Annotated in this window: 1 pseudogene; it reads right to left on the reverse strand. The window is 31.5% G+C overall.

Annotated features, from left to right (window positions below):
* A pseudogene (locus TR08_RS26425) lies at positions 1–352 on the reverse strand (IS5/IS1182 family transposase); the annotation flags it as partial.

Here is a 352-nt window from a genome sequence, read left to right on the forward strand (position 1 = left end):
TTGAATAGTTTAGTTGTTCTTCATAATCCTCTACTACTTCTTTTAAGACGTTCAACTTTTCTTTTACAGCTGGAATTGCAGCGATTTGTGGTTGAGTCTCTACTACTTCAATAACTTGACGGGAGTAATCTACTTCATCTTTTACTTCGTTAGAAGTTGGTTTAGATGGGAATTTTTCTTTTATTGATTCATCAATTTGGTAAACAGCTTTTCTTACGTTCTTCGACTTTTCTTGTAAAAATTCTTTAGGTGTTTTTTGGTTATAACGTGCTTTTGTATGTGTGGCATCGACAATAATAGTTTTACTTTTAATGATTTCTTTTTCTAATGCAATTTCAACCGTCTTTCCAAT

This window comes from Neobacillus niacini, from assembly GCF_000759675.1.
In the GTDB taxonomy this organism is placed as follows: domain Bacteria; phylum Bacillota; class Bacilli; order Bacillales; family Cytobacillaceae; genus Neobacillus; species Neobacillus niacini_A.